Here is a 6,765-nt window from a genome sequence, read left to right on the forward strand (position 1 = left end):
ACCATTACCGCCAAAGACAACCTCACCCTTATTTGTGGTGGCTCTTATATCAAAATCAGCAGTGAAGGCATTGAACTGGGCACGCAGGATAATATCTATCTTAAATGCAATGTGTTGCAAAAGATGGGAGTGGCGACATTATCCATTCCTTATGTTAATTTGCCGGGCATTAATGGTTACAGTGAATTTTTTATATTAACCGATCATGAAACGGGTGAACCATTAGCTTTTTATCCCTATGAAATCGAAGTAAATGGACAGACACTGACTGGTATAACCGATGCTCAAGGACGGACAAAGCGTGTGTTTACCGATGAACCGCAAACCATTACAGGTTCAGCACAAGAAGAAAGCCCTAAAAATACTTTCAAGGCAAAACATATCGCAACAGGTAAAATTGTTCAGTTTGATTTTAATGATGTTTAGGATAATAAAAATGACAACAATGATTGATAAACCAAGGGCAAGACCGACATCCAGACGTAGTCAGTCGGCTACTACAGAAAAGAATACATCAGGAACCGTACTACCTGTAACACATCCGTTTGATATTGTTTATTTATGCCAAAAAATGGAAGCAGCGAAAAAATTTCCATTCATTGCAAAAAACGGAACACCACGCTATCAACGGCAAGTGACAATGTGGATTAGGCAAGATGCTGAAAACTCTGAGTATAAATTTCCTTACTGTGGTGAAGTTGGATACAATATGACTAAAGAACCACCAGTACCACTTACCAGTAATAAAGAGCCATTTAGACCTAGTAGATATCCCTTATCAAAGTTTCGTATGATCTACCGTGAATACCGTGAACTGAATAGATACGGCGATCCTGAAGGAAGTTATTTATTTGATTTTCGTGAGGTTGACGTGGTTGATCCTATGGTAGATAAAACCACACTCGAAAACGAATTATCGCTAAAGCGAAGTGGTGATAATGATATTGTTGAAGCTTATCGAACCATCAACCCTGATGTTGCGAAAGAACGGTTCCCCAATGGGCGTGGTATGATCCGCATTCCAGATGTCATAAAGAAAAAGAACTACCGATTATTAGGTGCCGCAGGATATCACCCTGATAATATTGATACTGTCATTGAGATAAAATTTCCTGGTGATAGTCTTAGTGAAGAACAACGTGAAGATTATTTAAAAATTGCAAGTGGGGATATTAAAAAATTTCGCTTAATGACTTTAAAACAGTGTGAATTTCGTCGACGTAAAGGGAAAGAGGAAGAAGAGATGCTCGCCAATGCCAAAGCAGATCCCTTATATGCAATTGTAGGCGAAGAGGCAATGACTAACACTAAACTAGCATTAACCATTGAACAACAGATGAAGCAAGAATATGATGCGATATCAAAACACATTATAAAATGGGTTAACCAGCAAGAGTTTGAGTACAGCCGCCCACAATTGTTAGCTCCTGATAATTATAATTTTGAACTAGCAGTAGACGCTGTACAGCGCTATGAACAACGGCATGAAGCGGTTGTTAACGCCCCATTAGCAGCAGTTGGGGTTTCCATTATAGGCGCAATGAGCACGGCACCTTTAGTCGCATTAATTACCGAAATGGGAGCAACAACATCAGTTATTCGCAATGGGGCTGAAGTTATTAAGTTTTCACCTATAACAAAAACCACTGTGGCCGCAGCAGCGACAACAGCCTCGCTACCGTTGGCCGCTAAGCAACCCCAAACAAACAATTATGTATTAGAGCCGAATCAACAACTTACCTATTACGCCCAAATTACCGAGCAAGAAAAGCAAAAGTACGAAGATGATCGCCTAATTGAAATTGACTATCGCTATCAGCAAAAATATCATTTTAATAAGCTAGAGAGTCTTTTTGAATTTGAAGATGATTCAACTTTAACAAAACAGAGTAGAGACAGAGTAAGAATGGGCAAAAATGAAAGATTGATTCACTACTACCCTTATCGACAACAGTTTTACTACTATTTTACGCCTGGCGATGAACCAACAACAAATTAATGTAACTATAGGCAGTTAAGCTAGTCTTAATTATAGGATAAATGATGAAAGATAAATTACAGCAATTATTAGACGAATATCAGCAAAATTATAATAAGTTTACCTATGGTCACTATTTAGATCCTGATAATATTGAAGATGCAATAAAAACGGGGTTAGTTGGCTGTTTTTACTTAGATAAAGCCTATAAACCCGAAAAGCGCCAAGCTATCGGTCAAGTGTTAGCGCTCTATGATAAGTATTGGGGCAATAAACTTAAACATGGTTTTTTTAATGCCAACCCGAATAAATTATACCCTTATCAAGCGTTTAGTTTAGCGCAAAAACTGGAATTGATTAACGAATATGCTTTAGATACATTAAATTTTTATTGGAGTAATGTTGATAATTTGGAGTTCACCCCTGAATATTTAATTAAAACATTTTCAAAGCCAGAGTGGTATGAAAAGGTACATAAGTCAATAAGCTATGTTCAATTTTATTTACCAATTAATGAGCTCAAAAGTTTTGGCGTGGACTCACTTGTGGAGTTAATAGGTCAAATCAGCCAAATTTTACAGCCTATGCATGGCTTTTTTGGTTTAGGTATTCAACATAGCCATGAGTATTATGATTATCAATATTTAGAGTATGAATTAGCACATAAATACTTAGGGCTTGATATTTCAAATGTTGAAAGTGATTTGCGCTTTCGAGGTGGCTTTAAATGCATTAACTGGCTCACTATCCTTAGTGATCAGCTGGTTACCGATAAATTAGGTCACCTTGATGAATTAAAACAACGCAATCAAGACGAAGCAATTACTTTTTATCCGTACAAGGGTGGGGTTGTTGTTCGGGCTGGTGAAGTTCCTGAACTAGGCGATGTAAGCCGTAATCCTTACCCTAAGCACTATGTCAACGTTAACGCGCTATTAAAACCAGCGCGAGCACCTGAAATCGGTTCATTAGGTTTTGGCTCAATCAATGGAGAAATTCGCTTTAATGATCGCACATCAAAAGAGTGGCAATGCCGCTTTGATGATGTCACTGCAACCGACTTACCTAAAACAGATGAACAAATAGAGCAAACACCCGACCAAACGGGGTTAGCTGTGCCCATTCGTATAAAAACAGGTGAACTTTGCCCCCATACTGGGCTTTATTCTGCAACCATTAACGGCAAAATTGAGTACCGTGAATTAATCAACGGAGATAAAGTAGCGCCATTTATTGATGACGATACAAAGCAAACCTATACCGATATTACATGGACATTATTACGTCGAGATGACGGTGGCAGCGTTTATATTAAAAATTAAACAAATGGCGTTAAACGATATCTACTTTGTGTTATAGGCTATCCCATGAAAGATAAATTACAGCAATTATTAGACGAATATCAGCAAAATTATAATAAGTTTACCTATGGCCACTATTTAGATCCTGATAATATTGAAGATGCAATAAAAACGGGGTTAGTTGGCTGTTTTTACTTAGATAAAGCCTATAAACCCGAAAAACGCCAAGCTATCGGTCAAGTGTTAGCGCTCTATGATAAGTATTGGGGCGATAAACTTAAACATGGTTTTTTTAATGCCAATCCAAATAAATTATATTTTTATCAAGATTTTAGTTTAGCGCAGAAACTGGAATTGATTAACGAATATGCTTTAGATACATTAAATTTTTATTGGAGTAATGTTGATAATTTGGAGTTCACCCCTGAATATTTAATTAAAACTTTTTCAATGGCTGGATGGTATGAAAAGGTACATAAATCGATAAGCTATGTTCAATTTTATTTACCAATTAATGAGCTTAAAAGTTTTGGTGTGGACTCACTTGTGGAGTTAATACGTCAAATCAGCGAAATTTTACAGCCTATGCATGGTTTTTTTGGATTAGGTATTCAACATAGCCATGAGTATTATGATTATCAATATTTAGAATATGAATTAGCGCATAAATACTTAGGGCTTGATATTTCAAACGATGAAGCAGATGAACATTTAAGAGACGGCTTTAAATGCATTAACTGGCTCACTATCCTTAGTGATCAGCTGGTTACCGATAAATTAGGTAGCCTTGATGAATTAAAACAACGCAATCAAGACGAAGCCATTACCTTTTACCCGTACAAGGGGGGGGTTGTTGTTCGGGCTGGTGAAGTTCCTGAACTAGGCGATGTAAGCCGTAACCCTTACCCTAAGCACTATGTCAACGTTAACACACTATTAAAACCAGCACGAGCACCTGAAATCGGTTCATTGGGCTTTGGTTCAATCAATGGAGAAATTCGCTTTGATAATAACACTTCCAAAGCATGGCAATGCCGTTTTGACAATATTACAGCAACGGGTTATTTCGATAACAATGAAGATGTTTCCGCAGAAGTTATTAGCATCAATTCAGCACAACATATCAGCATTCAAACCGGTCAACCATGTCCCCATACAGGGCTTTATTCAACCAATATCGACGGTAAAATTCAATACCGTAAACTAATCGGTGGATACATCGTTGAACCTTTTATTGATAGCGATACAAAGCAAACCTATACCGATATTACATGGACATTATTACGTCGAGATGACGGTGGCAGCGTTTATATTAAAAATTAAACAAATGGCGTTAAACGATATCTACCTTGTGTTATAGGCTATCCCATGAAAGATAAATTACAGCAATTATTAGACGAATATCAGCAAAATTATAATAAGTTTACCTATGGTCACTATTTAGATCCTGATAATATTGAAGATGCAATAAAAACGGGGTTAGTTGGCTGTTTTTACTTAGATAAAGCCTATAAACCCGAAAAACGCCAAGCTATCGGTCAAGTGTTAGCGCTCTATGATAAGTATTGGGGGGATAAATTGCAATTTGGCTATATTGATGGTGATCCTAATAAATTATTCCCTTATCAACAAACTTCACTATATGAAAAAATTAATCAGATTAATGGGGTAGGAGCAGATAATATTTGTTTTTATTGGAGTAATGTTAATAATATAGACTTCGTTCCAGAATATATGCTTAATGTATATTCAAGAGCAGAATGGTATGAAGAGTTACATAAAGAAATTAGTAATGTTCAATTTTATTTACCAATTAATGAGCTTAAAAGTTTTGGTGTGGACTCACTTGTGGAGTTAATACGTCAAATCAGCGAAATTTTACAGCCTATGCATGGCTTTTTTGGATTAGGTATTCAACATAGCCATGAGTATTATGATTATCAATATTTAGAGTATGAATTAGCGCATAAATACTTAGGGCTTGATATTTCAAACGATGAAGCAGATGAACATTTAAGAGACGGCTTTAAGTGCATTAACTGGCTCACTATCCTTAGTGATCAGCTGATTACCGATAAATTAGGTCGCCTTGACGAGCTAAAACAACGCAATCAAGACGAAGCAATTACCTTTTACCCGTACAAGGGGGGGGTTGTTGTTCGGGCTGGTGAAGTTCCTGAACTGGGCGATGTAAGCCGTAACCCTTACCCTAAACACTATGTCAACGTTAACGCGCTATTAAAACCGGCGCGAGCACCTGAAATCGGTTCATTGGGATTTGGTTCAATCAATGGAGAAATTCGCTTTAATGATCGCACATCAAAAGAGTGGCAATGCCGTTTTGATGATGTCACTGCAACCGACTTACCTAAAACAGATGAACAAATAGAGCAAACACCCGACCAAACGGGGTTAGCTGTGCCCATTCGTATAAAAACAGGTGAACTTTGCCCCCATACTGGGCTTTATTCTGCAACCATTAACGGCAAAATTGAGTACCGTGAATTAATCAACGGAGATAAAGTGACGCCGTTTATTGATAGCGATACAAAGCAAACCTATACCGATATTACATGGACATTATTACGTCGAGATGACGGTGGCAGCGTTTATATTAAAAATTAAATGCAGGAAAACACCAACTTGTTTCTCCTTCATGATTAAAACAATCCGCTAAAACCCATAAGGCGTTTTCCCTAAAATCGCTTTATGCGGTTTAACCGTATTATAAAAATTAATAAAGTGATTAAGTTTTTGTTTTCTCTGTTTTTAATCGCTAAATATTTGCTGATTATGCCACATTTCCATTAAAGTTCGTATCACTCTTTCGGCTTTCACATGCGTTTGTGGGCAGGCGGGTTTGGTGAATTTTTGCCTGATATGGTAGTTATCACACAGTTTATCTAAACAAATATTTTATCTAAAAAATAAAAACAGCCCCCCATTTTTGTTAAGAACTTTCAGGAAAGCACTATGTTTATGTAAAAAACAAAAAATCATACTTAAATTAAAAAGGGTGAAGTCATTGTTATTGCTTTTTTAACCACGACTTTACCGCAAAAAAAAACGCTATTAAACTAACTTGAATTATTAATATTAAACAACATTATAGTTAAAAATGAGTTAAATTTTGTTCTAAAATGCGCTATACTTTGTACAATTTAATTTATTTAGATTATCTATTAGATAACTAAAAGCAATAACATTAACCATTTAAGTCATAACAACAAACAAAAGGCATTCTCATTTTATTTTAATTAAATCAATAAATAAGGAAAGGAAACAAACATGTCAAACGAACTTAATCGTCTTTTAAGTCAACTCGGTGAAGGTTTTGGCGATCTAATGGCGGGTTTGAGTGGGGTTAGCCATAATCGCTATACCTTAACGGTTGACGGGCTAGGAGCACCGATTTCGGTTTTACATGTTGAGGGTGATGAGTCGTTAAACCAGCCTTGGCGTTATGTGATTACTTTTACCAGTACT

Annotated in this window: 5 protein-coding genes and 1 pseudogene; all 6 read left to right on the forward strand. The window is 36.6% G+C overall.

Annotated elements, in window-relative coordinates:
- Positions 1-426, forward strand: a pseudogene (locus ACGH6Q_RS11750) (hypothetical protein); the annotation flags it as partial.
- A gap of 10 nt (positions 427-436) precedes the next feature.
- Positions 437-1,999, forward strand: coding sequence for a VRR-NUC domain-containing protein (locus ACGH6Q_RS11755; protein ID WP_411592909.1), 1,563 nt, complete (start codon positions 437-439; stop codon positions 1,997-1,999).
- Between the two features lie 44 nt (positions 2,000-2,043).
- Positions 2,044-3,300 carry a type VI immunity family protein gene (locus ACGH6Q_RS11760; protein WP_411592910.1) on the forward strand — a complete coding sequence of 419 codons (1,257 nt, stop codon included), beginning with the start codon at positions 2,044-2,046 and terminating at the stop codon, positions 3,298-3,300.
- A 45-nt stretch (positions 3,301-3,345) separates the two neighbouring features.
- On the forward strand, positions 3,346-4,602 hold the full coding sequence (locus tag ACGH6Q_RS11765; protein ID WP_411592911.1) for a type VI immunity family protein: 1,257 nt from the start codon (positions 3,346-3,348) through the stop codon (positions 4,600-4,602).
- A 45-nt stretch (positions 4,603-4,647) separates the two neighbouring features.
- A complete protein-coding gene (locus tag ACGH6Q_RS11770; RefSeq protein WP_411592912.1) occupies positions 4,648-5,904 on the forward strand; it encodes a type VI immunity family protein in 1,257 nt (418 codons plus the stop codon).
- A gap of 663 nt (positions 5,905-6,567) precedes the next feature.
- Positions 6,568-6,765: hypothetical protein (locus ACGH6Q_RS11775; protein WP_411592913.1), on the forward strand; the 198-nt coding region annotated here is incomplete at its 3' end.

Origin of the sequence: Gilliamella sp. BG2, assembly GCF_046635645.1 — a bacterium.
GTDB classification, from domain to species: domain Bacteria; phylum Pseudomonadota; class Gammaproteobacteria; order Enterobacterales; family Orbaceae; genus Gilliamella; species Gilliamella bombi.